The organism is Streptomyces sp. NPDC006923, assembly GCF_040635655.1.
In the GTDB taxonomy this organism is placed as follows: domain Bacteria; phylum Actinomycetota; class Actinomycetes; order Streptomycetales; family Streptomycetaceae; genus Streptomyces.
Map to the genome: position 1 here is coordinate 264354 of NZ_JBEYIF010000004.1, position 23823 is coordinate 288176.

Sequence of the window (23823 nt, forward strand, 5' to 3'; positions counted from 1 at the left end):
CGCCCGGCCCGGACCGCCATGCGGGCGGTCCGGGTGAGCCGGCCCCAACCACCGCCGCGAGTGCACGCGCCGCCCACCGTCTCACGGCGGGGAACGTCACCGGAGGGCGCACTGACTGCCACCAAGTCCCACCCAAAGACTCGGTGGCCGCTCCGGCGCCACCCGCTACACTATGTGCCGTGACGCAGCCTTACCGGTAGCGTCATCCCACCCCGCCTTCGTAGCTCAGGGGATAGAGCACCGCTCTCCTAAAGCGGGTGTCGCAGGTTCGAATCCTGCCGGGGGCACAACGCATAGGGCCGACTCGGGAGGATTTCCTTCCCGGGCCGGCCCTTCGTCGAATCTGCCGCACGCCGGGGCCGTTCTCCGGCCGGCGCATCCGGTGGAAGTCCGCTCCAGTTCCTCTTGCAGAGTGCCGATCACCCTGGCCAACTCGGGCACTCCACGCCCCCGTTGCCGGTCCGATCGACGCGAGGTCGGGATGCCTCCGGGATGTCGATTTCCCCGGGACCCAAACGGACGTCCGCGACGGTCGCGGTAGACGGACGTCTCGCACGGGGGCGAGTGCGGGCCGTGCAGCCCGGCCGACGTTCGCGGGGCACACGCTGCCGACGTTCGCGAGGGGGCGCACCCGGCGGGCCCGAGCTCCGTTCAGCGCGCGTTGCCCATCGTCCGGTCGCCCTCGCCGCCCTCCAGCAGGAGCGTGACCTCCTCGATGCGGCGGAAGCGTCCGTCGGGAGCGAATTCCCCGAAGAGGTACACCTCCATCCGCACCCGCGAACCGTCCTTCTTTGCGATGCGCACCGTGTGACGGTCCGCGTAGAACCGGCCGTCGCGCAGCTCGTCATGGACCTCCACGACCCCCTCGGACGCCACCGCGCGCAGGTGGGAGATGTGACCGAGGAAGCCGTCGCGGTCGTCCCACTGTCCGTTCGTGCGCTGGCGGTAGTCGGGGGCGAAATGACGGTCGGCGGCCTCGCGCACATCGGTGGTCGCGCTGAACAGCAGGTCGTTGAGTGCGGCGGCGATATCGGTCTGCGCCATGAGTACTTCTCCTCTGAATCTGTGAATCCTGTCGACCCTGTCGACCCTGTTGAAGTCCGGATCCCGTGAGGCCGGTTGGGGTCGGAATGCCGCCACAAGGAAACGCGTGCGTGGCGCACGCTGTTTACCGTACCCCACATGCGTGCGTTGCGCACGCTTCAGGTCGACCCCCCAGGCAGTGGCGCACCCCTTGTTCGGTGACCTATGCTCCAGAGGTCAAGCGTTGTTCATTGAACAAGAAGGAGTCACGATGCAGCAGGTCGTCATTGCCGGGGCCGGGCCCGTGGGGCTGTGGCTGGCGTTCGAGTTGCGGCTGGCGGGCGTGGCGGTGACCGTGTTCGAACCCCGCGCCGAGCCCGATCCGCACTCCAAGGCGCTCACCATCCATCCCCGCACAATCGAGGTGCTCGCCGGCAGAGGTGTCGCGGAACCGTTCCTCGCCGAGGGCCTGCGGATCCCCAGCGGCCATTTCGGCGTACTGGACCGGCGGTTGGAGTTCTCGCGGCTGGACACGCCCTTTCCCTTCACTCTGTCCCTCCCCCAGGCCAGAACGGAGGCCCTGCTGGAGGACCTCGCCCGTGAGAGCGGCGCGTCGCTCCGCCGGGGGCACCGCGTCGTGGACGTCGTCCAGGACCCGGACGGCGTCACCGTCCAGGTCGAGGGGCCCAACGGCCTGTACACGACCCGGGCCGACTATGTGGTCGGCTGCGACGGCGTCCGGTCCACCGTGCGTACCCGGGCAGGGATCCCGTACGAGGGGCAGCGGGCCACCGTGCTCGGTTTCCTGGGAGATGTCGTCCTCGACGATCCGCCCGAGCAGAAGGTGCTCAGCAAGGCCGGCCCGGCAGGATTGATCATGGTGGTGCCGCTGTCCGGCGGTCTGCACCGCCTCGTGGGCACCATGCCCGAGGACGTCCGCACCGACTGTCCCGGTGATCTGACGCTGGATCAGCTCCGGGCCAATACGATCGCCGCCGCAGGAACGGACTTCGGCATGCGCTCTCCGGCCTGGCTCTCGCGGTACGGCAACACCAGCCGGCAGGCCGCGACCTACCGGAAGGGCCGTGTCCTGCTCGCCGGTGACGCCGCCCACCAGCACATGCCCGCTGGAGGCGTCGGGCTGAACGTCGGGATCCAGGACGCCGCCAACCTGGGCTGGAAGCTCGCCGCCACACTCGACGGCTGGGCTCCCGAGGGTCTCCTGGACACCTACCACGACGAACGCCATCCGGTCGGTGCCGACCTCCTGGAGGCGAGCCAGGCGCAGACGGCCCTCATCACGGCGTTCTCCCCCGAGGGACAGGCACTGCGCTCACTGCTCAGCAAGCTCATCGGGGAGCAGCCGGCGCTCGAACTGACCCTGGCGGAACGCCTCTCCGGGCTGCATGTGCGTTATCCGAGCCCACGGCCGGGAGCGCACCCGCTCGTCGGGCGGCGCGCCCCCGATCTCGCCTTCTCCCCGTCCGGCGCGACGCTCTTCGAACTGCTCCGGCCCGGCAGCTATGTCCTGTCGGACCTGCGCGGCGCCGGTGAACGCCCGCTGATCGCGGGTGAGTTGAGGACCGTACGGCAGCACCGGTCGGAAGTGGCCCGGGACAGGTCCGAGTGGGCGTCCGTCACGGCACTGCTGGTAAGGCCGGACGGACATGTCGCCTGGGCGAGCGAGGAGCGGGATCCGGAGAGGCTGGCGGCACAGGCCCGCACGGCGCTCGCCGCGGCGAGCCGTGAGGCGGCGAGCTGACCGGCGTCCGCGGCCCGTCCGTCCCTCAGGGAGAGCAGGAGGCACTCAAACCCGTTCAGCGCGTCAACCCGCCCACACTCGCGCCGCCGGTCCAGGATCTCTGCGCCCATGTGGCGATCAGGACAGGCACCCGTTTCGTGGCGGTCGCCGGCCAGTGGGCTCTGCCGACCGGCTGATCGAGGTCGACGGCTACGCGGTCCTGGCCTGACCCGACACATGTCCGGTGGGGGGCGGCGGGGTGCCGAAGTAGCATCGACACGTGATCACCACGCACCGGACGCCGGAGGAGAAGGAACGCCGCGCAGAGATCGTCAGGACGGCACTGGCCATCATGAACGAGTCGGGCTGGGACGCCGTGACGACACGGTCCGTGGCACAGCGCCTGGGCGTCCGGCAGAACACGGTGAACTGGCACATCAAGTCCAAGGCCAGGCTGCGTGAGCTGATGGCCGACGCCATCGTCGCCACCGTGGACACGGGCGGCCTGCCGGACGACTGGGAGGGGCGTGCCCGCACTCTGGCGGCCCGTTACCGCGAGGCACTTCTCTCCTACCGGGACGGCGCCCTGGTGGTGGCGGGGACGTTCGCTCCGGAACCGGCGACGCTCGCCGTCGCCGAGTCACTGATGAAAGCCCTGCTCGACGGCGGCCTGTCCCCCCGGGCGGCGAGCTGGACATGCTGGACGATCGTCTACTTCACCCTCGGGCTCGTCCAGGAGGAGCAGGGCGCGCCGGGGCCGGTGGCGCGGACGCTGTCGCCCGCGCTGTCGAGCAGCGCCCATCCGTCTCTCCTGAGCGCTCTCCCGTACCTCGCGGACGGCGAGTTCACCGACAGATTCGAGTTCGGCGTCGGGCTCATCATGGACGCGGCGACACGGCTGTCCCAGGACGGCAAAACGCCATGAGGTGCGACGCGACAACGCTCCGGCCCGTACGGCAAGCGTGCGCCGCGCACGTACCATAGGGCGGTGAACGGGATCGGACACGAGCTGGAACAGGCGCTGGGCGCCGTACTGCTGCGCCGCAACCGGGCGCGCCTGTACAAGGACGTGCTCGACCGGGCGCCCGAGGGAGTGGACGAGCACACCTATCCCGTGCTGTCGGGCCTGACCCGGCTGGGTGTCCCGAGCACCGCGGCAGCGCTGGGCGCCGAAATCGGGACGGACCGTTCACGCGTCAGCCGCCATGCCGACCGGCTCCAGAGGGCCGGCCTGCTGGACCGCGCGCCCGACCCCCGTGACGCACGGGCCACCCTGCTGTCGCTCACCCCGCAGGGCACCGAAGTGATGGCGGGCCTCCGCCGCGATCTGGCGGAGAACCTGGAGACGATGGTGGCGGACTGGCCGGAAGGGCTCGCGGAGGCATTGGCGGAGGGCCTGCGTCGGCTCGTCGACGCTTCCGGCGAGCTGAGCAGCCGACAGCGGGACTCATAGGGCGGCTGACGGCTTCCCTGCCCGAGGTCGCTGCCCGGGTTGACATGACCGGGCGGCAGCGGCAGCGGCGACATCCCGGATCTCTCGCAAGGTCATGCGAGTTTGGAGTCGCACTTCACCATCCGGACGAGGTCGGCATGGCGCGTGGACGCAACGATATGGGGCGTCCGCCGGAGCGGGGACGCATGTCTCACCATGGGATCAAATGCCCTAGGCTATGGGTCACTTGACTGCGAATCGGGGGCTCGCGTGACTGTGCGGATCAGCATGGAAGGTCAAGGCGCCGAGGAGGAATTGCGTTCCTTGCGAACGTGGCTTCTGGAGACGCCCGAAATACGCCGGCATGCGAAGATCTCGTGGGAGACGCCGACACCGGAACCTGGCCGGATGAGCGGGGGCGCGGCCGAGATTCTGCAACTCATCACCGACAACGTATGGCAAGCGACCACCTTCGCCCTGGCTTACGTCTCGTGGCGTGGCACCCGCCGGAACACTCCCAGGGTGACCATTGAACACAACGGGAACACCCTGGTTGTGGAAGGGCACGACGAGGAGTCGGTGCGGCGCATCGCCCGCGCACTGACACGGGAATAGTGAGGCCGTGACTCTCCCCGATCCGCATCGGTCCCGAGCCGTACTCATCGGCGTGAGCAACTACGCGGCCATGCCCGGTCTCCCCTCGGTGAGAAACAATGTAGAAGCCATGCGGCATGTGCTGACGGGCGCGGCGTCCTGGAATCTGCCCGCAGCGCGCTGCGAGGCCGTCCATGACCCGAGGACCACGGAAGAACTCGTGGATCCCGTTCTTGAGGCCGCCGAAGAAGCTACCGATACGCTGCTCGTCTACTATGCCGGGCACGGCATCAAGGGGCCAAACAGAGGCGAATTGCGTCTTACCCGCTGCACGTCCCGGCCCGGCGCGCCGCACACTGCCACCCATTACGACGACATCCGCGACATCCTTCTTGGTTCATCAGCCACCCGCCGCATCATCATCCTTGACTGCTGTTATGCGGGCAGCGCCCTCGGCACCATGGCGGATCCAGGCGCAGAAATCGCCGAGGACGCGCTGATTGAAGGCACTTATCTCATCGCGGCAGCGGGCGAGACTCAGAAGGCCATGGCGGAGGACGGTGAGGGATTCACGGCTTTCACCGGCGAACTGGTGCGTCTGCTCCGCCACGGTATCCCGGACACTGAAAAGATGGTTCTGGACCTGGATACGGTCTTCACGCACCTGGATCGCGCACTGCGCGCGAAATCCCTTCCTCGCCCCCACCGGCGCGTACGCAACTCGCCGGGCGGGCTGACGCTGGCATGGAACAGACGCTGGCTTGAACGGCAGCATGCGGCGGCTTTCGCCGGCGCGCCGAACACGGCAGCCGAGGACGGCGAGCAGGAGATCCTCCCCGCACCCGCCCAGAGGTCTCGAGTACCGGCCCGGGGCTCGGTCAACTCTGCCGTCAGCGCATGGCCCACCAGCGGAAACGAGTCCGGCAACGGAGCCGGCGGTGAGGCCGAAGCGGCCCGGCCGACCGACTGGCCGACCGTCGCGCAGCCGTCGGTGCCCGTATCTCCCACGCCTGCGCCGACACGTCCCAGACCCGCGCCGGCCGCCGCTCCGCCACGACGTCCCGGTGCCTGGCCGGCGGGAATCAAACGGCCGGGCGGTGGTTCATCCCCAGAGAGCACAGCACGCCTGCGGCACATGTGGCCCGACATTCTTGAGGCAGTGAAAAACCGTCGGCGCTTCGCCTGGATCCTGCTCAGCCAGAACGCGCGGATAGTCGACAGCGATGACACCACGCTGCGCCTCGCTTTCTCGAACCCCGCTTCCCACAGCACCTTCGCCTCCTCCGGATGCGACGAGGTGCTGCGGCTGGCGCTCATCGAGGTATTCCACACCGAGTACAAGATCGAGACATTGTTCGACGCGGCCGACAGCAACGGCGGAAAATCCGGCGGCTCGGCCGAGAAGTCATCTCCGCCTCAGACCGTCGCCGAAGCAAAAACATTTCTCGACTCCGGAAAGAAAACACAGCAGTCAAACCAAACGGCCATCGCGGTCGGCGATCTGATCTCGCACGAGTCCTTCGGAGAAGGCGTCGTAGTCTCTGTCACCGGCAGTGGCCAGGAAACCCAGGCCTCCATCAGTTTCGGTGAAAACAAACCGAAGCGATTCATGTTGCGATATGCGCCCATAGTGAAGATCTAGCGCGCGGGCCCTCGCCCAACAACCTTGTCACACAGCACTTCGACGGCTGGAGCGGCGGACGGAATCGCCGGAGAGGCAGAGATCGGTGGCCACGAGGGACGACATCTTTTTCAGCTATCCACGGGCGGACCGCGACGCCGTGCTGCCACTGGTCAACGCCCTTCGGGCCACGGGACTGACCGTTTTCCTGGACGAGAGCGGAATCGACGAGTTCGAGGGCATCACGTCCACCATCCGCAGCGCCCTGGCGGGTGCGCGGCTGTTCCTGGCCTACTACTCCCTCGCCTATCCGACCCGCCCTGCCTGTCAGTGGGAGTTGCTCACCGCCTTCCGTGCCGCTTCGGCTCTCGGGAGACCCAGCGAGCGGATCCTCGTCATCAACCCCGAGCAGGATCCCGGGCACATCCAGCCCGTACCGCTGCGAGACGCCCGCTTTGCCGCCTCCGCGGAGCCCTCTTCAATGTCCCGGCTGGTCCGGCGCGTTCAGGAGGTGGCGGCTGATTCTCCCGGCTGTCTGGGAGACTCCATCGAGGCGGCCCGGCCCGTCTGGCGTCCTGACGAGCATCTCGGGTCCGACCGGTTCGTCGGCCGGGTGAATGATTTCTGGAGGCTGCACGACGCCCTGCACGCGTACGAGTACCCTGCCACCCACGACGAGGCCGGCGGAGGGCAGGCGGTCATCATCGGCCTGGGCGGTGTGGGCAAGACCCTTCTGGCCGAGCAGTACGCCCGTCGCTTCGGCTCCTTCTATCCCGGCGGCATCTACTGGTTCACCGCCGCCGCGAGCCACTCCCCGGACTCCGCGGCCACCCATGGTGCGGACGCCGACGAGGCGATGAACGGCGAGATACGCGCTCAGCACTACCAGCAGGTCGCCACCGCGCTGGGTCTCGACTCCGCCCGGCTCGACCCGCTGCAGATCCGCGAGGCCGCCCGCCGTCACATCGAGGAGACGGGCAAGCCCTGCCTGTGGGTCGTCGATGACATACCCGGCCGGCTCGCCCCGGCTGTCATACGTGAACTGGCCGCACCGCACCCCCTGGGCCGTACCGTGATGACCACCCGTTGGCGCGGCTATCCTCTCGCTCCTGTCGATGTGGACGTCCTGCGCCCGGCCGAGGCGTATCACCTGCTCACTTCCGCGCGCGCCCCGGCGGACGCCGCGGAGGAGGACGCCGCCCGCACCCTGACGGACCGGCTCGGATCCCACTCCCTGGCCATTGACCTCATCCGGGGCTGTCTCGCCGACCAACCGGGCCTCACCTATGCAGAGCTCCTCGGCGAACTCGCCGACACCCAGCACGGTGACGCGTTCCAGCGCCTGGTGGACGATCTGTTCACCCACATCCCGACCGACCACACCAGGGACATTGCCGCCACCTTCACCCGCAGCCTGCAGCATCTGGACGAGAACGCTCTGACACTGCTGCGCGTCACCGCCACGCTTGCCCCCGCGCCCCTGCCGGAACGGCTCCTGACGGCCATCAGCGCCACCCTTCACAACACCGACGACAAGACCGCGCTCCGTATGAACCGCCGAGCGCTGCAAGCAGCCCAGCGACGCTCCCTCGTCCGCCAGAACGGCACCCAGCCGCCCTCGTGGTTCGTCCACGCTCTCGTCAGTCGCACCCTCACCCTGCAGCAGGGGGCCGACGCCCTCCGGCCCTCTCTGCACCTGGCCGCCGTCGCGGCAACCACTCGGCTCATGCGCCCCGTGTACACACCGGGCAGACTCGACCTCGCCGACATCGCTCCGCACGCCCGCGCCCTCACCGAGGAGGCCGACAGCGACGCCGTCCTCACGCTGCTCGACAGCGTCGGCCGCTACGACGCCGAGACGGGCCAATTGGCCGGTGCTCTGCATCACTACAAGCGCCAGGTCGATGCGAGCACTGCCCTTCACGGCCACGACCATCCGCGCACCATCGGTGCGCGCAGCAATCTCGCCTCCACCCGTCTGGCGGCCGGAAATTACCGGGAGGCCATCGAGCTGATGGCACCCGCTCTCGCCGCTTCGGTGCGCATCTGGGGTCCCGACCATCCCAACGTCCCCGCACTGCGCGGCAACCTCGCTTCCGCCCACCGGGCCGCCGGTGACTTCCGCACGGCAACCGGACTACAGGAGCAGGCCCTCGCGGAAAGCGCACGCATCCTGGGTCCCGAGGACCCGCTCACCCTCCTTTTCAGGAACAACCTCGCCGGTATCCACCAGGAAGCGGGCGACCTGGGACAGGCGATCTCGTTGTACGAGCAGATCCTGACCGACAGCGAGCGTGTCCTCGGACCCGACCATCCCACCACCCTGAACCTGCGGCACAACCTCGCCAGCGCGCGCCGAAGCGCGGGAGATCTGACGCGGGCTGTGCCCGCGTTCGAACAGATCCTCACCGATCGCCACCGGGTCCTGGGGCCTGACCATCCGGACACTTTGACGTCCCGGATCCACGTCGGCGACGCCTATCGAACGGCGGGTCACGAGGCCGAGGCCCTCCCTCTCCTGACGGCTGCAGCCACCGACAGCGAGCGCGTCCTGGGCCCCGACCACCCGATCACCCTCCACTCACGCCACTCTCTCGCTCTCTGTCTGCTGGGCACGGGAGACCTGGGACGGGCGATCTCGTTGCTGGAGGGGGTCCTCGCCGATCGTGACCGGATTCTGAGTCCCGACCACCCGGACATTCTGGTCTCGCGTACCAATCTCGCTGACGCCTACCGTATGACGGGCCGACCGAATCGAGCGATCCCGTTGCTGGCACGGACCGTCGTCGACGCGGAGCGCGTCCTTGGACCCGACCACCCGAGAAGCCTGACCGCACGTCACAATCTCGCCGACGCCCACGAGGCCGCAGGCGACCCGTTGAAGGCGATCCGACTGCTGGAACACGTTCTGGTGGATCGCGAGCGGGTCCTGGGGCCCAGCCACCCGGATGTCCTTGCCTCACGCAACAGTCTCGCCGGCGCCCATCTCTCAGCCGGCAACCTGGAGCGGGCGGCCCCTCTGGCAGAACAGGTCTTCGCCGACGCCGAGCGGATCCTGGGGCCCGACCACCCCAATACCTTGATCGCGCGGGCCAACCTCGCAGACGTCCACTTCACGGCGAGCGGTCCGGTCCACGCGATTCCGCTGCTGGAGCAAGCCCTCGCCCGCCACGAGCGCGTCCTGGGTGCCGACCACCCGCGGACCTGGGCAGTGCGGCAGCGGCTCGCCGAGCTGCGGGGGAAAGGCATCTGACCTCCACACTGGTCGGTCACGTGGTGGGGGTTGACCTTGCCCCTGGGACAGAGCGCACCGTTCGCCCATCGGGCCGGACGTGGTCCGACGACGGAGGACGGGGTCTCGTGGAACTGCTCACGATCGGCGAGTTCGCCGCCCGCTCGCGGCTCTCGCCCAAGGCGTTGCGGCTGTACGACCGGCTCGGTCTGCTGGCGCCCGCGCGGGTCGACGCGGTCACCGGCTATCGCTGGTATCACCAGGGGCAGGTGGATCGGGCCAGGCTGGTCGCGCTGCTGCGGCAGCTCGACATGCCCTTGGCCCGGATCGCCGAGGTGGTCGCGCTGCCCGGGCCGGAGGCCGCCGACGAGGTGGCGGCGTACTGGGCCGGCGTCGAGGAGCGCCACGCGGTGCGCGGCGCGGTGGCCGCCCACCTCCGTGACCGGCTGTCAGGCAGGAGAACCCATATGTACGAGATCAAGACCGTCGACGTACCCGAGCAGGCCGTGCTGGCGGAGCGCAGACATCTGCTCTCCGACGAACTGCCGCGCTGGATCCCGGCCGCCATGGACCGCCTGGTGGCGGTCGCCGCGGAGTGCGGGGGCCCCTCGGGGATTCCGTTTGTCGCGTACCACGCCGAGGTGACGCCGGACAGCGACGGCCCGGCGGAGGTCTGTGTCCCGGTCGCGGACGCGCGGGCGGCGGAGGTGTATCTGGCGGCGGCGGGCCGGGCGGCGGCGCTGCGCGTCGAGCCCGCGCAGCGCCTGGCGTACACCCGCATCACCAAGGCCCAGGTGGCGTATCCGCAGATCATCTCGGCCTTCGAGGCGGTGGAGGAGTGGATCGGCCGGCAGGGGCTGACGGTCGGCGGACCGTGCCGCGAGATCTACTTCGCCGACTGGGAGACGGCGTCGGCGTCGGACGAGGTGTGCGATGTCGCGTTCCCGGTGAGCTGACCTTCCGGTGCCGGCCCGCGGGCCCGTCCGTACGGGCGGGTCCCCGGCGCCTCGTCAGCGCAGTTCCTCCGGGCAGCCCGTGCCACGCGGGAGCTGATACGGAGCGGCCAGCCGGTACACACCCGCCCGGGGCGCGAGCAGCTCGGTCCACTCGTCGCCCTCCGCGTCCTTCTCGGCCTTGATCAGACAGCCATGGGGATTGGTATAGACCTTGGGGCTGTCCCCGTCCGCCTTGGACGCCTCCGTCTGCTGCGGCGGCACAACGCTCTTGCCCTCCTCGTCGACCAGCCCCAGCCAGGGTGAGTACGGTATGCGGATCAGTACCCGCCCGGCCGACTTGACGTGGATCGTCAGCTCGCCCGCACCCGCCAGATCGACCGTCGCCGGCGGATCGGCCAGCGGCTTCGGGTCGTCGACGGCGTAGAGCTGCCAGTTGGCGTCGCCCCAGAGGTGCTTGAGATAGGGCAGGCCCTTCCCGACGAGTTCCGCTTCCTGCCCGGCCCCGGAGTCGGGCCTGCCCCTGGGCAGCACGACATAGTGCACGGCCCAGCGGTCCAGCCAGGCGCGGTAGCTGTCGGCGGTCAGGGTGTCGTCGTAGAAGAGCGGATTGCGTTCCATGTCCGCCTGCCGGTTCCAGCCCCGGGCGAGGTTGACGTACGGAGCGAGCGCGGAGGCCTCGCGGTGGCTGCTGGCCGGTACCACCTCGACCCGGCCCTTCGCGGCGCCGGTCCGCTGCAACTGGTTGACCAGCGGTGCCAGCTCACGGGTCCAGGAGGCCGTCGGCGCCGTCCGCACGATGTCGTCGACGCTCTTGTAGCCGATCCAGAAGTTCAGTCCGGCGAACACGATCACCAGGGCGTACCAGCGACGCGAACGCGGCGCGGTGTACGGCAGGGCCGCGAGCAGCACCACACCCGCGATGATCATCGCGAACCGGGACACGTTCGACCCGATCTGCGAGTCGACCACCCAGGTCAGCAGCACCCCGCCGCCGTAGACGGCCGCCGCCGTACGGACCGTGCGCCACCGCACGGGCACCAGGAGAAACACGAACACCGCGTAGAGGAAGGGCAGTGCGGCCGTCCCCACCGACATCGGCTGGGTGCCGGAGAACGGGAACAGCCAGGCCGAGAGTGCCACCACGGCGGCCGGCGCGAGCCCGAGCGCGTATGCCCCGGGGCGCCGCTTGTTGAGGAACAGCGCCGCCGCGACCACGCCGAGGAACAGCCCGGCCACCGGGCTCGCCGCCGTCGCGAGACCGGCGAGCGGCGCCGCCGCGGCCGCCTTGGCCCAGCGCTTCGTACGCCAGCGGTGCGGCCAGCAGAACACCGCGGCCACCGCGCCCAGCGCGAACATCACACCGAGACCGAACGTCACGCGCCCCGACAGGGCGTTGCAGAGGAACGCGAAGACCCCGGCGAGGGCGCAGGCGACAGGATTACGGACGGCCGGGACCCGGACCAGGATCAGCGCGGTCAGCGCGGCGCACACCGTCCCGGCGATCATCATCGTCGTACGGACGCCGAGGAGGGACATCAGATACGGCGAGACCACGCTGTACGAGACGGGGTGCATCCCGCCGTACCAGGCGAGGTTGTACGCGGAGTCGGGATGCCGGCCGACGAACTCCGCCCAGGCGTCCTGGGCGGCGATGTCTCCGCCGCTGTTGGCGAAGAAGAAGAACCAGAGCAGATGCACCACCGCCGCGACCGCGGTGGTGAACACGACCGGATGGCGCGCCACCCGGCCCTTGAGGCGGCGGCCGAACCGGGGTGCGGGCGGGGCGCCGGGGCCGGGATCGGAGGCGGGCCGGTGCTCCGGCTCGGGCTCCGCGCGGCGCGGCGCGGGCGGCCGGGCTATTCGCGGCCCGGTGAGGGACGCACCCGCCGGGGGCTGCTTCCGCGCGTCGGCCGACACCGCGTCGACCGGTCCCGTAGAGGTGGCGCCACCGTCGGCGCGTCTCGGCTCAGCGGTAGTCACAGCGGCTCCCCACGTCTTCCCGTCCCGACCACCGTCCGTCCGGCGCGCCGACTCCTCCGACATGTCCATGGACGCCGTCCGCGCGTCCGGCGGTTGTGCGTCGGGGCAGTCGGCCGGGCGGGTGCCCGCCGGATGCCCGTCTCGGGACGCTAACACGTGGCCGCCGCCGGAGAGGGTGCCTGATCGACACCCTCTCCGGGCCGGGGGTCAGCCGACGCGGGTCAGCTTCGCGCCGAGGCCGGGCTCGGCCAGGTCCTTCTGGAGCGCGACCGGAGCGGAGACCGCGCCGGTGCCGGTGCCGATGGTCAGCTCACCGACCACGGTGCCCGACTGCGCCGAGTGCGGGATCCCCTGGTCAGCGTCCTCGCCCAGGCGGAGCCTCACCTGGAGACCGGCCCAGCCGACCGCCTTGAGGTCCTTCGTCGTGACGACCGGGGTCCGGCCGCCCAGCCCGTCGTCGACAAAGCCGACGACGTCGCCCTTCTTGACGATGGTGGCGGAGGTGACACCTTTCTGGGCGGTCCGGATCAGCTTGAGGCTGTTGTCGATCGCCAGGTTGAGCTTGTCGTCCAGGATGGCGGCCTTCTGAGCGCTCATCACCATGCCGATGATCCGGCGCGACGTGCCGTCGACGATGGTGTCGGCGGTCCAGAGGAGATTGCCGCCGGCCGGAGTCGAGGAGCCGGTCTTGATCCCGCTCACGCCGGGCTCCAGCAGGATCCGGTTGTTGTTGTAGATCATCAGGTCGAGGCCAGGGACCCGGATCTGGGGCGTGTTCACGATCTCGCGGAAGATGTCGTTCTGCATGACGGCCTTGCCCAGCTTGAGCTGGTCGGTGGCGGTGGACACGGTGGAGGCCTCAAGGCCGCTCGGGTCCGTGTACGTCGTCTTCGTCATGCCGAGATCCTTGGCGGCGGCGTTCATCTTCTCGACGAACTCCTCCTGCGACGGAGCGTCCCAGCGGGCCAGCAGACGCGCCACGTTGTTGCCCGAGGGGATCATCAGCAACTGGAGCATCTGCCGCTCGGTGAACTGCTGTCCCTCCTCGATCGGCACGCGCGACTCGTCGACGAGCTTCGCCTCCTCGCCCGCCTTCTTGTCGACCGTGATCTTCGGGCCCACCTGCTTGCCGGTGATCGGATGGTTCTTGAGGATCACATACGCGGTCATGGTCTTCGCGACGCTCGCGATCGGCGCGGGCTTCTGCTCCCCGTACGTGCCGATGGTGCCGACGCCTTCCACCTCGACGGCGCCCTGGCCCTCGGTGGGCCACGGCATGTCGAGCCGGCCGCCCTCGAAGGTGTACGTGGGCGTCGCGGAGAGCGCCAGCGTGGGCGCCGGGAGCGGCCGCAGGGCCTGTACGACGGCGACGACAAGCAGTAGAAGCAGGACGAGCGGCGTCCAGATCTTGACCCGCCGGACGGTCGTACGGACCGGAGTCTCCGGCGGAGGCGGCGTGTTCGTCAGCTCGGCGAGCAGATCGAGCGGCGGCTTGGGCGGCAGCGGCTGCTGCCGGGTCCGCTCGGCCTCGGTGAGGGACGAGGCGGGTGCGGCGGGGGCCGCCACGGACGAGGAGGCCCCGGGCGGGGTGCCGGTGACCCGGTCGTCCCGCCGCAGCGGTACGAACGTGCTGTCCCGCGCGGCCGAGGGCTCGGCCTTCTTCTCCTCGGGCAGCCGGGGCACCTTGAGCGCGGTGGTGGGCTGGTCGACGGGCGGCTGCTTGAGCGCCTTCAGCACGGTGGTGGGCTGATCGACCTGCGGCTCACCGCGGCCGTCGCTCTCCGCACCGTCAGGGCCTCCAGCCGAAGGCTTCGTGGCGGCCTTCGTGGCGGGCTTCGACGCCTCCGGAGCGCCGTCCTGGCCGGTGGACTTGGCAGCCGGCTGGGCGGTGGAGCCATCGGCGGACTTCGCGTCGGGCGCCCCCGCGGCGGCACCGGCGGGCTTGGCCCAGGACGGCTTCTTGCCGCCGGTACGGTCCTCCGGGCCATCCGGTCGCGCGCCGGAAGCCGGGGCGGTCGCGGCCGGTTCGGCCGAGTCCGAGTCCGGCGCGGACTTCGGCTCCGGCGCGGGCTTCGGCGTCGGCTCCGGCGCGGACTTCGACTTCGGCTCGGACTTCGGCTTCGAGGCCGAGGCCGACGGCGCATCCGAGACCGGCCCGGACGGCTCGGACGGCTCGGACCGCTTGGACGGCGACTCCGGCTTCGGCTTCGCCGCCGACTCCGGCGACGAAGTCCGGTCGGTGCCGTCGTCGGACGGAGTCGAGTCCGGCTTCCTGCCCGGCTTCGCGTCCGGCCCGGTGGTGGCCTCCGGCTCGGCGGGCTTCGGTTCAGACTTCGACTCGGGCTTCGACTCGGGCCGCTTCGGTGACGCCCCCTCCTCGGTGGGTGTCCCGGTCCGGTCGGCGCTCTTCGTCTCCGCGCTCTTCGTCTCCGCGTCCTCCGTGTCCGCGCTCTTCGTGTCCTTGGTGTCCGTGCTGTTCGTGCTGTTCGTGTCCTTGGTGTCCGCGTCCTTCGTGTCGCCGCTCCCGGCGCCCGTCTTCGAGGGCTCCGGACGGGCCGTTATACGCCCGGCCTCTTGGCCGCCGGACCCCTCGGTCTCTCCGGAGTCGTCTGCGCCATTTGCAGTCGCGACCCTCGTCGGCCCCTGCGCCACGGCCGCCGGTTCGCGGAATACCGCGAGCCTCGGGTCCCTTTCGCCCGGAGTCGCCTCCCCCGACGACTTCCGCTGCTCCGACCTGCCGGGGGACTCGCCCGCCACCGCGTCTCCTTCGTGTCTCATGCGACGTACCGCACTGTCCGAACCATCTATCAGTGTCCTGCTCTGGGACCATGACCTTCGCGTTAGACGAGAACGACATACATAACGGTTCCCACACAAAGCACCCAGGCGCTCTCGACAGACCAATGTGAGAGGGGTCACCCTGTCATTCATCCACGCGGGGAGGCATGGATGGGCAGGAGCCGCAGAACAATTCCCGAGGAGCTTCTGTTGCTCGCTCTGGACCCGGCCACGGGTACCACAGCGCAGCCGCAGTCGCTCGACCTCGGCCTGGCCGGAGCACAGCTAGTGGAGCTGGCTCTGGCAGGACGGATAGCCCCTGACGGGGATCGTATCGCCGTGGTGATGCCACGGCCGACCGGAGATCCGACTCTGGACTCCGCACTGGAACTGCTGCGCAGACGTGGCAGCCCGGTTCGGGCGGTCCACTGGATTGGCGGGCCCCGCCTGGGGCTGCGCCAGACCTATCTCTCGCATCTGGAGCGGTGCGGCATGGTGCATGCCGTGGCGGGCCAGATGTGCGGGGTGCTGCCGACGACTCGCTACCAGGCGACGGAGACGGCGATCAGCCGGGAAATCAGGTCCCGGCTGGACAGTGCGATCCGCACCGGTGTGCCACCGGACCCGCGGACCGCGGCGCTCGCCGCACTGGCCCACGCGGTCGGACTCGGCAAGCATCTCTACCCCGGCAACGAGGGGCGCTCGTCGCGCTCCCGTCTCCGGGACCTGATCAGACACGACCCCATGGGCGGTCTCGTGGCGCACGCCGTGATGGACGTCCAGAACGGCGTGGGCGCGCCGCCGCGCCGTAATCCCGCACAGAGCGCTCCCAGCGCTCCGGCGGGTGGCAGGCCGGCCGGCGTGCCGTCACAGCCGAACCGCGGAAGCATGGCCCGCGTGGCGGCACACTGACCGACCGGACAACCGCTTCACAGCACGCACCGCAGCACAACAAGCAATCCGCCGCACCGTCGTCCCCAGACCCGGTTCGGGAGCCGCACACAGACGCGCGGGGCAGCCGACTCCATCGGCTGTCCCGCGCGCCGCGTTTCCGGCCCCTGAGAGCCCGCCAGGAGCCCCCCGCACGCCCTCCCGAGGCCGTTCGCGGGCCCGCCGGCCGCCCGGTGGACACCGGGACACGAGCCCCGGGCGCCGGGCCGCTCTCCGGTCCGGCCGCCGCCCGGCCCCCGGACCCCGGCGCCGGGCGCACACACCGGCGCGCAAATCAGCGCATTCGTCTCTGTGGCCATTTCCCAGCGCAGTTGGGACCATTGGTGGCAGTCTGCTGAGCAGTAGATACGTACAGCTACGCAGCCGGAGGTGCAGTTTCCGTGGCGTCCAACGTCAACCCCACCGTCAGGCGACGCCGATTGGGTCAGGAGTTGCGCCGGCTCCGAGAGCTCAAGGGCATGACGGCCGAAGAGGTGGCGGAACGCCTGCTGGTCTCCCAGTCGAAGATCAGCCGCCTGGAGAACGGCCGCCGTTCCATCAGCCAGCGCGATGTCCGCGACCTGTGCGGGGTGTACGAAGTCGAGGACCAGCGGGTCGTCGACTCGCTGATGCAAATGGCCAAAGATTCCCGCCAGCAGGGCTGGTGGCACGCCTTCGGCGACATTCCGTACAGCGTCTACATCGGCCTGGAGACGGACGCGGCCTCGCTGCGGGTGTTCGAACCCCAGGTCGTACCGGGCCTGCTCCAGACCCGCCCGTACGCGGAGGCACTGATCAACGGCGCGCTGCCGGAATCCACCACGCCCGATGTCGACAAGCGAGTCGGAGTGCGGCTCCGCCGCCAGGACCGGGTGACGGCGCCCGAGGATCCGCTCCGGCTCTGGGCCGTGGTCGACGAGGCCGCGTTGCGCCGGGTCGTCGGCGACCGGCAACTGATGCGGGAACAGCTCGAACATCTCATCGAGCAGTCGCAACTCCCCCATGTGACCGTGCAGGTGCTGCCTTTCGAGATGGGCGCGCACCCCGGAATCAGCGGGCACTACGCCATTCTCGAATTCCCGGACGCCGCCGACTCCAGCGTGGTCTATATCGAGGGCGTGACAAGCGACCTTTATCTGGAGAAGGCCAATGATGTGCAGCGCTACAGCGTCATGTACGAACATCTGCGCGCCCAGGCCCTGAATGTGGATCAGACCCGGCAGCTCATCGCGGAAATCGCCAAGGATTACGCCCGCTGAGGCGTTCGGAATCCGATTGCCCGGCTGAATCCATCGCTTCGGCCCTGTCCGCCGGGGGCTCTCCGAGTCGCTCGCCGCATTGACCCGAAATGCCAAGTACATCCATTTTTCCGTTAAGAGCGAGGGCACCATACACCTCAACTGACCCAGCTTATCGGCCACTTACCGACTGCATCATCCAGATGAGTGAACGCCTATGCCACGCATCCACCGAGGCGAGTAGCGTCGATCATGCCAGCAAGCCGTTGGCGCGCATTCACACCACTCGCTGAACCGGAGCGAACATGGCAATTCTTCAAGGCGCTACGGACACATGGACCAAGTCCTCGTACTCCGGCGGTAACGGCGCATGTGTAGAGGTCAAGTCCCCCGTCGTCCAGTCCATTGCCGTCCGGGACTCGAAGGCCCCTGAAGGGCCTTCGATCTCCTTCGTCGGCGCATCGTGGAATTCCTTCGTCGAGGAAATGAACAAGGGCGCCTTCGACCTCGGCTGAGGTCGTCCGACACCCTGCGCTCGCATCACGGACAGAGCCCTCTCGACCGGTCCGCCGTCCTGGCCGAGGGGGCTCGGCCATGCCCGGCTCCGGCCGGGGCCGCACCGGCGGGCAAGGGCCACCGCCCGGCCCGCGACATCGCCTCAGCAGCCCACAACCCCCCTTCCAGGCCGCACGGGACCCGCATCCCGTGCGGTCGTCTCTGTATGGCCGGGGCCATGTCCGGAGCCTGACGAAGTGCCCGCTCATCGTGTGGCGACCGTCGCGTGCACGACAACGCCCCGTCAGGTCAAGAACAAGTAAAATCGTTCGGCTTTCTGATCTGCGTTCACATTTATGACTCCAGAAACCCTTGACCGGCCGCCGCGCCAGGCGGTTCAATCCCCGAAGTCCCCGCTCCCGCACGGGGATGCCGCTGATCGGACGTACTGACGAAGAGCTTCGACGTTCACAAGGCGGACCCCTGGAGGGGGCATATGAACAGCCTCGACTGGATCGTGCTCATCGCGTACTTCGGTGTGATGGTGGCGATCGGTGTCTGGTCGCACAAGCGCGTGGACAACGTCAGCGACTTCTTCACCGCGGGCGGCAAGATGCCCTGGTGGCTGTCGGGCATCTCGCACCACATGTCCGGCTACAGCGCGGTGATGTTCACCGGGTACGCGGGCATCGCGTACACCTACGGAGTCACCTCGTTCGTGACCTGGTCGCTGCCGATCGCCATCGGCATCGGGATCGGATCGAAGCTCTTCGCCCCCCGGCTCAACCGGCTGCGGTCCCGGCTGCGTGTCGCGTCGCCGCTCGAATACCTGAAGAACCGCTACGACGTGAAGACACAGCAGGCCCTCGCCTGGTCCGGCCTGCTGCTGAAGATCGTGGACGTGGGCGCCAAGTGGGCCGCCATCGCGACCCTGCTCTCCGTCTTCACCGGGATCTCCCTCAACCAGGGCATCCTGATCACCGGTGTCATCACCGGTATCTACTGCACGGTCGGCGGTCTGTGGGCCGACGCCCTCACCGAGCTGGGCCAGTTCGTCATCCAGCTCTTCGCCGGTGTCGCGATGCTGGTCGCCGTCATGGGCAAGCTCGGTGGCTTCAGCGCGCTGTGGACGGTCTGGGACAAGCTCCCGGACGGTCACACGGACGCGACGGCGGGCCCGTACACCGTCACCTTCCTGCTCGCCTTTCTCTTCATCAAGACCTTCGAGTACAACGGCGGCATGTGGAACCAGGCGCAGCGCTACATGGCCACGGCCAACGCGCACGAGGCCACTCGCTCGGCGCGGCTCTCCGCCGTCCTCTGGCTGGTCTGGCCGCTGGTCCTGTTCTTCCCGATGTGGTGCGCGCCGCTGCTCGTCGAGGCGCAGAAGTCGGACGCCTCCGACTCGTACGCCCTGATGACCGAGCAGCTCCTGCCGCACGGTCTGCTGGGCCTGGTCATCGTCGGCTTCTTCTCGCACACCATGGCGATGTGTTCCTCCGACGCCAACGCGATCGCGGCGGTCTTCACCCGGGACATCGCGCCCACGCTGTCGAAGGCGGCGCGCGGCTGGTCGGAGCGGGCGGGGCTGCTCGCGGCGCGGCTCTCCACGATCGCGTTCCTGGCGCTGTCGATGGCGATCGCCACCCAGGTCAACTCGCCCACGTTCAAGGACATCATCACCGTCGTCATCAAGTGGGTGGCCGGTCTGATGGGCCCGATCGCCATTCCGTTCATGCTCGGCCTGCTCAAGCCCTTCCGTAAGTCGGGGCCGACGGCGGCACTGGTGAGCTGGGCGATGGGGCTGCTGGCCTTCTGGCTGCTCAACTACCCGATCGACTGGAACGTCGAGGGCGGTGTGCCGCTGGAGTACCAGGTCTCGCTGCCGCTCGCCGTCTCGCTGGTGCTGTACATCGTGATCGGCTTCCTGAAGCCGGAGGACACTCCGGGCCGCGATGTGCTGCTGGCGCGTATCAACGGCGAGGGGGACGGCGACGGTTCCGGTCTGGCCGCGGCCTCCGCCGCCGTACCGTCGCCCGCGGGGCCGAGCGACACCCCGGTGCGGGACCGGAAGGGCTCGGACGGCTGACCGCCTCCGCGCGCGGGGTCCGGCTCGGGCGGCGAGCCGGGCCCCGCGGTGTCCGTACGGGTGGGCGGCCGTACGGGTAGGCGCCGTTCGGGTACGCGGCCGTACGCGCGGATCGTCAGCCGCGCGGATAGCGGGTCAGCCAGCCGGACGCGCCGATCGCCGGGGTGTGCAGGGCCGGCCCCTGGGTCATCTCCATCGCGAAGTCGTCGGCGAGTTCGAGCAGCGTCGGCCGGCCCTCCAGTTCGGCCAGCCAGGCGGGCGGCAGAGCGGTCTCGCCGTGCAGGGCGCCGAGCAGGGCCCCGCAGAGCGCGCCGGCAGCGCCCGAGGCGCCGTCGTGGTTCACGGCGAGGCGCAGGCCGTGCCGGATGTCCTCGGCGACGAGCGCGCAGTAGACGGCGACGGCGAGGACCTCCTCGGCGGCACGGCCGTCACCGAGGGCGGCGATCCGCGCGGGGCCCGGGATCCCCTGGCGTACGGCGCCGAGCGCGCCCTGGAGAGCGTCGGTGACGGGCTGGTGCCCCGGATACGGCGCGAGCAGGGCGAGGGCCCGCTGGACGGCCGCGTCCAGGGTCTCGCCACGGGCCAGCGCGTGCACCAGCACGGCGAAGGCGCCCGCCGAGAGATAGGCGGCCGGATGGCCGTGGGTCTGGGTGGCGCACTCCACGGCGAGCCGGCAGACGAGCTGCGGCTCCCAGCCGACGAGCAGCCCGAACGGCGCGGACCGCACCAGCGCGCCCGCGTCACGCGCGGCCGGGTTCTTGGGCCTTTCGAGCGTGCCCATGATCTCGTCGCCGAGTCCGTTGAGACAGGAGCGGGCGGGGTCGCGCCGTGCGTACAGCCACTCCTCCTGGGCGAGCCAGCCGTTGTCCTTGCGGCGCAGATCCGGCCCCCAGTCGCGCTGGGTGGCCGCCCAGCGCAGATGGGCCCGGTGCACATCGGTGGGCGGGTGCCAGGCCCCGGTGTCCCTGCGGACCTGGGCGCGTATCAGTCCGTCGACGGTGAACATGGTGAGCTGGGTGGCGGCGGTGACGGCGCCCCGGCGGCCGAAGACGGGCACGAAGTCGGCGAGCGCGCCGGGACCGTGGACGGCCCGGATCTCGTCGAGTGTGAGCGAGGCGACCCCCGCGCCGAGCGCGTCCCCCATGGCCCCGCCGAGCAGGCAGCCCCGTACCCGGCTGCGGAAGTCCTGCTGTTCGGCACGGCCCCAGACGGCCCCGGACGGTGTGCTCACGCGTCACTCCCTCTCCTGGGCTCCCACCGGCTTCGCAGCACTGTAATTGAAGGGGAACGCCACGTTCGGGGTCTGCGCGGATCAGGCCCGAGGACGGCGAAAGCCGTTCACCCGGCGCGTGGCGCGCGGGGTGAACGGCCGTCCTCGCGGAGTCGCGTTTCACACGTCCTGTCCCGTCCGGCGGGACAGGACGTGAATGAGACAGACCCCTGTTCTCAACTCATCCGCACAGGCAGGGTTCGATGCCGCCGCCGAGCTGATTGATGCTGGTCGTGTCGAGCACTCCGGCGAAGGCGTGCACCTCGTCCACGGATCCGTGCAGGTACTCGCCCCATCCGTTGCCGGTGTGGCCCCGTCCGATCTGAAGACCGCCGGTGCTCTGCCAGGAGTGCCGGAATGTCGCGGTCGCGTCGGGGTGGTTGTAACCGTTCACCCAGAGCTTGATCTGGTCGGTCTCGTCGTCATAGACGACGACGAGCCGCTGCGCCTCGTCCGGCAGGGTGTTCTCCCCGACGATCGTCTCCGTGGCTTCCTCCCGGTCGCCGTCCGACACGACGAGCTGCCAGGTGTACGTCGAGGGGAAGTAACGCAGTTTGAACGCGTCGCCGTGGGCGCCGCCCTGGGAGAGCACGGTCATCGGACCCTCGGGCTCGCTGTCCGCCAGCCTGACGACCACCCCGATGGTGAAGCTGTCCCTGGTGTCGACCACCGGCTCGTCGGTGGCGGCGTATCCGGTCTGCCCGTCCAGCTCCAGATCGCCGTCGCCGACGAGCGCGTACGGCACCTGGGGACAGTCCGGATCGATCTCCGGGATGCAGACGGAGTAGTCGGGCCCACGGTGGATCTTGGCTCCCGCGCCGAGCTTGAGCGGGGCACCGTCGTACAGCTCCGGGCTGGCGCCGTCTTCGGCGGCCTCCAGCGACCAGTGGCCGCGCAGCTCGGGCTCGCGGTGCGCCAGCTCCGCCGCTTCCTTGGCCACCACGACCCGGTCGTAGATCCGTACGTCCCCGATCTCGCCCTGCCAGCGGTCGCGGTACCCGGCCTTGCCGCGCGCCCGGCCGATCTGGAAGTCCCCGGCGCTTTCGACGGCGGTCGCCCGCTGCTCGGTCCCGGACTCCTGGCCGTTGACGTAGAGCCGCGTCTGCCCCGTTTCCGCGTCGTACAGACCCAGGACGTGAGCCCACTCCCCCGTTGTCGGGTGACCGCCGGACACCTGGGCGCCGCCAAAGGCGAAGGACCAGACAGGCTCGCCGCCCCGCGTCCGCGAGCCAAGGGTGAATCCGGGCTCTGTCCCGGCGTCCTGGCTGACGATCGTCATGTCCCGGTCCGCGCCGTCGGGTCGCACCCAGCCGCCGACGGCGAATGTCTTCCTGGTGTCGACGACGGACGTGCCGGGGGTCAGGAAGCCATTGCTCGTGCCGTCCAGCCGGGCCACGGACGTCAGATCCGTACCCGCCGGACCGGACGCGCCGAAGGTGACCCCGCTGCCCGCCCGCGCGGCAGGACCGGCCTGGGGCGCGGCCGTCGTCGAGCCCGCCGTGTCCGACAGCTTCCACTGCGCGCCCGGGGCGCGCCCCGCCTTCACATAGAAGTAGTAGGTACTCTCCGTGCTGCGCCCCGCACGGTCGAACGCGCGGACGACGACCCGCTCGGGCCTGGCCTCCTGCGGAAGGTAACTGACGGCCGCCGGGCCGCCGATCCGGTCGGGCCTGACGGTGCCCGCGCCGCCGCCGAGGAAGTCGTATCGGTACTCCACCACGTCGTTGGAGGGCGAGGCGAAGGTGAAGTGGCCGTAGACGCCGACCCCGTCAGTCCACTGGACCTCGCCCGGTCCGGGCTCCGGGTATTCGGGTGAGGAGATCACCGGCTTCTCGGGGGCCTGGTCGTCGATCACGAACTCGCAGACCGTGCCGGAGCCTTCGTCACTCCAGGGTGATGTCGCGCGGCCGTCGTTCGCCCGGACCCGCCAGGAGACCACGGTGTTCGGCGGGATCTCCGAGGGGAGGCGCCAGTAGACCGGAGTCCCGGGCGGCAGGGCAATGGACTCGTTGTACGTCAGCCGTCGCTCCGTACCGCCGCTGTCCTGCCACCACGCCTCGAACTCCGGCTTCACCAGGTCGGACTGAGGCGTGTTGTCTGCTTCCGTGTCACGCAGCACCGCACTCAGCCTCGGTGCCTGCGCCACATAGGCCCGGTCGTCGCCGGTCGCGCACGCCCTGCTGTCGGTGTGCAGATCGGCCGCCACCGGCTGATCAGGCGGCAGGTTGTCGACAGCGAACGCCGTCCCCTGGACACCAAGCAGCGCGGCCACGACGAATGATCCCGCCGTGAGAAGTCTTCGGCGTCTGCGGGTGGTACGGATGGCCATGGCTTCCCTCCCCATTGGCGCCCGACGATCTCGCCGGGCGCCGACGGAGACTAACAACGGCCACTGACACCGACCCACTTGTTTTCCGGCGCCGGCCACGGCCCCCCGCCCGCCC

16 protein-coding genes and 1 tRNA gene are annotated in these 23823 nt (G+C 69.7%); 12 read left to right on the top strand and 5 right to left on the bottom strand.

Going from position 1 to position 23823, the window contains the following annotated elements; all coding sequences use genetic code 11:
* Nucleotides 1-214: 214 nt before the first annotated feature.
* Nucleotides 215-287, top strand: a tRNA-Arg gene (locus tag ABZ707_RS09630).
* 364 nt (nucleotides 288-651) lie between these two features.
* Here the strand turns inward: ABZ707_RS09630 and ABZ707_RS09635 are convergent.
* Nucleotides 652-1044 carry a nuclear transport factor 2 family protein gene (locus ABZ707_RS09635; RefSeq protein ID WP_360170519.1) on the bottom strand — a complete coding sequence of 131 codons (393 nt, stop codon included), beginning with the start codon at nucleotides 1042-1044 and terminating at the stop codon, nucleotides 652-654.
* Between the two features lie 250 nt (nucleotides 1045-1294).
* Here ABZ707_RS09635 and ABZ707_RS09640 point away from each other — a divergent pair, with 250 nt between their 5' ends.
* The 7 genes from ABZ707_RS09640 to ABZ707_RS09670 all read left to right on the top strand — a co-directional run bounded on the left by ABZ707_RS09640 (nucleotide 1295) and on the right by ABZ707_RS09670 (nucleotide 10599).
* The gene (locus ABZ707_RS09640; RefSeq protein WP_360170522.1) at nucleotides 1295-2785 is read left to right on the top strand and encodes an FAD-dependent monooxygenase; all 1491 of its coding nucleotides are present in this window, start codon (nucleotides 1295-1297) and stop codon (nucleotides 2783-2785) included.
* Nucleotides 2786-3044: 259 nt separating this feature from the next.
* Entirely contained in the window at nucleotides 3045-3689 is a 645-nt protein-coding gene (locus tag ABZ707_RS09645) for a TetR/AcrR family transcriptional regulator C-terminal domain-containing protein (RefSeq protein WP_360170525.1), read from the top strand.
* A 63-nt stretch (nucleotides 3690-3752) separates the two neighbouring features.
* A complete protein-coding gene (locus tag ABZ707_RS09650) occupies nucleotides 3753-4217 on the top strand; it encodes a MarR family winged helix-turn-helix transcriptional regulator (protein ID WP_360170528.1) in 465 nt (154 codons plus the stop codon).
* A 249-nt stretch (nucleotides 4218-4466) separates the two neighbouring features.
* Entirely contained in the window at nucleotides 4467-4811 is a 345-nt protein-coding gene (locus ABZ707_RS09655; RefSeq protein WP_360170531.1) for a hypothetical protein, read from the top strand.
* A gap of 7 nt (nucleotides 4812-4818) precedes the next feature.
* On the top strand, nucleotides 4819-6432 hold the full coding sequence (locus ABZ707_RS09660; RefSeq protein WP_360170534.1) for a caspase family protein: 1614 nt from the start codon (nucleotides 4819-4821) through the stop codon (nucleotides 6430-6432).
* 85 nt (nucleotides 6433-6517) lie between these two features.
* Nucleotides 6518-9664: a tetratricopeptide repeat protein gene (locus tag ABZ707_RS09665; protein ID WP_360170537.1), complete on the top strand. Its 3147-nt coding sequence runs from the start codon at nucleotides 6518-6520 to the stop codon at nucleotides 9662-9664.
* 107 nt (nucleotides 9665-9771) lie between these two features.
* On the top strand, nucleotides 9772-10599 hold the full coding sequence (locus ABZ707_RS09670) for a MerR family transcriptional regulator (protein WP_360170540.1): 828 nt from the start codon (nucleotides 9772-9774) through the stop codon (nucleotides 10597-10599).
* A 54-nt stretch (nucleotides 10600-10653) separates the two neighbouring features.
* Here ABZ707_RS09670 and ABZ707_RS09675 read toward each other — a convergent pair whose 3' ends face one another.
* On the bottom strand, nucleotides 10654-12342 hold the full coding sequence (locus ABZ707_RS09675) for an MFS transporter (RefSeq protein WP_360171318.1): 1689 nt from the start codon (nucleotides 12340-12342) through the stop codon (nucleotides 10654-10656).
* A 444-nt stretch (nucleotides 12343-12786) separates the two neighbouring features.
* Nucleotides 12787-15357, bottom strand: coding sequence for a D-alanyl-D-alanine carboxypeptidase (locus ABZ707_RS09680; RefSeq protein WP_360170543.1), 2571 nt, complete (start codon nucleotides 15355-15357; stop codon nucleotides 12787-12789).
* Between the two features lie 171 nt (nucleotides 15358-15528).
* Between ABZ707_RS09680 and ABZ707_RS09685 the strand changes: the two genes are divergently transcribed.
* The 4 genes from ABZ707_RS09685 (at nucleotide 15529) to ABZ707_RS09700 (ending at nucleotide 20109) form a co-directional block, all read left to right on the top strand.
* The gene (locus ABZ707_RS09685; RefSeq protein WP_360170546.1) at nucleotides 15529-16269 is read left to right on the top strand and encodes a GPP34 family phosphoprotein; all 741 of its coding nucleotides are present in this window, start codon (nucleotides 15529-15531) and stop codon (nucleotides 16267-16269) included.
* 419 nt (nucleotides 16270-16688) lie between these two features.
* Nucleotides 16689-17546 (top strand): helix-turn-helix transcriptional regulator, encoded by an 858-nt coding sequence (locus ABZ707_RS09690; RefSeq protein ID WP_360170549.1) that lies wholly within the window; start codon nucleotides 16689-16691, stop codon nucleotides 17544-17546.
* Nucleotides 17547-17830: 284 nt separating this feature from the next.
* On the top strand, nucleotides 17831-18040 hold the full coding sequence (locus tag ABZ707_RS09695; protein WP_360170552.1) for a DUF397 domain-containing protein: 210 nt from the start codon (nucleotides 17831-17833) through the stop codon (nucleotides 18038-18040).
* A 476-nt stretch (nucleotides 18041-18516) separates the two neighbouring features.
* The gene (locus ABZ707_RS09700; protein ID WP_360170555.1) at nucleotides 18517-20109 is read left to right on the top strand and encodes a sodium:solute symporter family protein; all 1593 of its coding nucleotides are present in this window, start codon (nucleotides 18517-18519) and stop codon (nucleotides 20107-20109) included.
* Nucleotides 20110-20224: 115 nt separating this feature from the next.
* On the opposite strand, the gene ABZ707_RS09705 is transcribed toward ABZ707_RS09700, so the two are convergent.
* Both ABZ707_RS09705 and ABZ707_RS09710 read right to left on the bottom strand, forming a co-directional pair.
* Complete coding sequence (locus tag ABZ707_RS09705) at nucleotides 20225-21340, bottom strand: ADP-ribosylglycohydrolase family protein (protein ID WP_360170558.1); 1116 nt, start codon at nucleotides 21338-21340, stop codon at nucleotides 20225-20227.
* Between the two features lie 220 nt (nucleotides 21341-21560).
* Nucleotides 21561-23708: a LamG domain-containing protein gene (locus ABZ707_RS09710; RefSeq protein WP_360170561.1), complete on the bottom strand. Its 2148-nt coding sequence runs from the start codon at nucleotides 23706-23708 to the stop codon at nucleotides 21561-21563.
* Nucleotides 23709-23823 lie beyond the last annotated feature (115 nt).

What these genes read in the sequence shown, in the direction of transcription:
- ABZ707_RS09635 (WP_360170519.1), bottom strand. Translation starts at nt 1,044, where the DNA reads ATGGCGCAGACCGATATCGCCGCCGCACTCAACGACCTGCTGTTCAGC.
- ABZ707_RS09640 (WP_360170522.1), top strand. Translation starts at nt 1,295, where the DNA reads ATGCAGCAGGTCGTCATTGCCGGGGCCGGGCCCGTGGGGCTGTGGCTG.
- ABZ707_RS09685 (WP_360170546.1), top strand. Translation starts at nt 15,529, where the DNA reads ATGGGCAGGAGCCGCAGAACAATTCCCGAGGAGCTTCTGTTGCTCGCT.
- ABZ707_RS09695 (WP_360170552.1), top strand. Translation starts at nt 17,831, where the DNA reads ATGGCAATTCTTCAAGGCGCTACGGACACATGGACCAAGTCCTCGTAC.
- ABZ707_RS09710 (WP_360170561.1), bottom strand. Translation starts at nt 23,708, where the DNA reads ATGGCCATCCGTACCACCCGCAGACGCCGAAGACTTCTCACGGCGGGA.
- ABZ707_RS09700 (WP_360170555.1), top strand. Translation starts at nt 18,517, where the DNA reads ATGAACAGCCTCGACTGGATCGTGCTCATCGCGTACTTCGGTGTGATG.
- ABZ707_RS09680 (WP_360170543.1), bottom strand. Translation starts at nt 15,357, where the DNA reads ATGAGACACGAAGGAGACGCGGTGGCGGGCGAGTCCCCCGGCAGGTCG.